Annotated in this window: 2 protein-coding genes; both read right to left on the bottom strand. The window is 33.8% G+C overall.

What is annotated here, in order from left to right; all coding sequences use genetic code 11:
* Window positions 1–471: 471 nt before the first annotated feature.
* Window positions 472–999, bottom strand: coding sequence for an NADH-quinone oxidoreductase subunit NuoE (gene nuoE, locus L8D11_RS04930; RefSeq protein WP_236870558.1), 528 nt, complete (start codon window positions 997–999; stop codon window positions 472–474).
* A 6-nt stretch (window positions 1,000–1,005) separates the two neighbouring features.
* Window positions 1,006–2,196, bottom strand: a complete 1,191-nt coding sequence (locus L8D11_RS04925) for an NADH-quinone oxidoreductase subunit D (RefSeq protein WP_236870557.1) — start codon at window positions 2,194–2,196, stop codon at window positions 1,006–1,008.
* Window positions 2,197–2,469: the final 273 nt, after the last annotated feature.

The raw sequence follows: 2,469 nt of genomic DNA, 5'->3' as shown, positions 1-2,469 counted from the left end.
TCCAAAGAGAGAATTTTCAAAAAGCTAAATTTATTTGGGATGAAGCTATCCAAGAGATAGCTGCTGCCTAAAATTTAAGGGTCAGGGTTGTGTTGCGGCCATATTTCCATTAACTTGACGGTGCCCTATACACTTCTCTCAAAGTGCATGAAGTCAGGAGATAGCTGCTGCCTAAAATTTAAGGGTCAGGGTTGTGTTGCGGCCATATTTCCATTAACTTGACGGTGCCCTTCATCTTTTTTGATATTTATTTTTTTAAATCCTACAATTTTATAATCTTTTATTCAATATCAGAATTTTATTCTATTTTTAACTTGACTGTGCCGTTCCGGATACTCTTTAGCGTAAGATAAAATACTATCTCTATCGCCTTTCTGGATTAAATTTAAAAGCTTGTAAATTCCGTATCTGCCATATTTTTTTACCTAAATTCATTAGGCAAATTATAGCAAAAGCTCAATTAAAATTCAATTACTTCTTTCCCAATTTATCTATTAATTTTTCCATTGACTCAGGAGTGAGATTTTCATGATAATCATTATTGATTTGAACCAGAGGTGCTGCAACGCATGCTCCTAAGCATTCGACCTCAACCAAAGTAAATTGATTATCTTCTGTTGTTTCTCCTAATTCGATATTCAGCTTTTTCTTGCATACCCTTGCGATATCTTTGGCACCTCTAAGCATACATGGCGTTGTTCTACAAACTTGTATAAGATACTTTCCAACAGGTTGTTTATTAAACATTGTATAAAAATTTGCCACCTCATAAACTTGAATGGCAGGCATATCAAGTAACTCAGCAATATAATCCATTGCCGCAAAAGGTATCCAATTATCATGTTGCTCTTGAGCCAAATACAACAATGGCATAACCGCACTCCTTTGCTTTCCTTCAGGATATCTTTTTATATATTCATTGGCTTTTTTGAGATTACTGGCAGAAAACTTGAAGGATTTTGGTTGTTCAAAATTGCGCTCTTTAAATATCGACGACATAATGCATTACCTATCTATTTCTCCAAAAACAACATCAAGACTACCAATATTTGCAACAACATCAGCTAGCATATGACCTTTACTCATGACCTCAAGAGCTTGTAAATGAGCAAAACCTGGCGCTCTAATATGACACCTACACGGTTTATTGCTTCCATCAGCTATTAAATACACTCCAAATTCACCCTTGGGAGCTTCCACAGCAGTATAAGTTTCTCCAGGTCCAACATTATAGCCCTCTGTAAATAATTTAAAATGATGAATCAACGCCTCCATTGATTGCTTCATGTCTTTTCTTGATGGTGGTGTTATTTTTTTATCACCAGAGTGCACATCACCTTTTGGCATCCTTTCAAGGCACTGTCTAACTATCTTGATAGACTCTTTCATTTCAGCCATTCTCACAAGATATCTATCATAACAATCACCATTTTTGCCAATAGGTATTTTGAAATCAAGCTCCTCATATATTTCATAAGGTTGAGATTTTCTTAAGTCCCAAGGTATACCAGAAGCTCTTATCATAGGGCCAGAAAATCCCCAATCTAGACATTGCTCTTTCGTTACTTTTCCAATATCAACAAGGCGTTGTTTAAAAATTCTATTTTCATCTAACAACGTTTCCATATCAGATATTTTGCTTGGAAATTTTTCAAAAAAAATAAATATATCCTCTAGTAATTTTTCATCTACGTCTTTCGCAACTCCACCAGGCCTAATATATGCAGAATGAAGCCTAGCACCGGAGGCTCTTTCGTAAAATTCCAGCATTACCTCCCTCTCTTCAAACATCCATAACAACGGGGTCATTGCACCAACATCGAGAGCATAGGTAGTTACGTTTAATATATGATTTAAAATTCTTGTAATTTCGCTAAAAAGAACCCTTAAATATTGAGCGCGCAAAGGAACCTTAAATTTCAACAATTTTTCAACTGCAAGAGCAAAGCAGTGTTCTTGGCACATTGGAGAAACATAATCAAGCCTATCAAAATATGGAACTGCTTGAAGATATGTTTTATATTCTATAAGCTTTTCTGTCCCTCTATGCAATAAACCAATATGAGGATCTGCACGTTCAACAACCTCACCATCCATTTCTAAAATCAACCTTAAAACACCGTGAGCAGCAGGATGCTGAGGTCCAAAATTTATTGAAATATTCTTGATATTTTTCTTAGCACTTGAATCTACCATTAGTACTATACAGTATGTTTTCAACTTATTAATCTAGGTTACATTAGCACATAGAATTTTTGAAATAAACTAATAAAAAGCTTGAATTAATAAAAAATAACTATTAGCCTTAGCATCATAAATTTCTCACTGGGGAATGTAATTATGGCTAAAAAGCTCACTAAAACGCAAAAAGAGGCGGTTTTTTTACTTTCAATAGGTACATTTATTAAAAAATTTTTTTTTATTTTTTTTTTAAATTTTTTAAAAATTTTAAAAAATTTTTTTTTTTTT

Source organism: Candidatus Bandiella numerosa (genome assembly GCF_021811875.1).
GTDB lineage: Bacteria > Pseudomonadota > Alphaproteobacteria > Rickettsiales > Midichloriaceae > Aquirickettsia > Aquirickettsia numerosa_A.
This window is presented reverse-complemented; position numbering and strand designations above follow the sequence as displayed.

Excerpts from the sequence above, each read along its gene's own strand:
- nuoE (WP_236870558.1), bottom strand. The coding sequence starts at position 999 with ATGTCGTCGATATTTAAAGAGCGCAATTTTGAACAACCAAAATCCTTC.
- L8D11_RS04925 (WP_236870557.1), bottom strand. The coding sequence starts at position 2,196 with ATGGTAGATTCAAGTGCTAAGAAAAATATCAAGAATATTTCAATAAAT.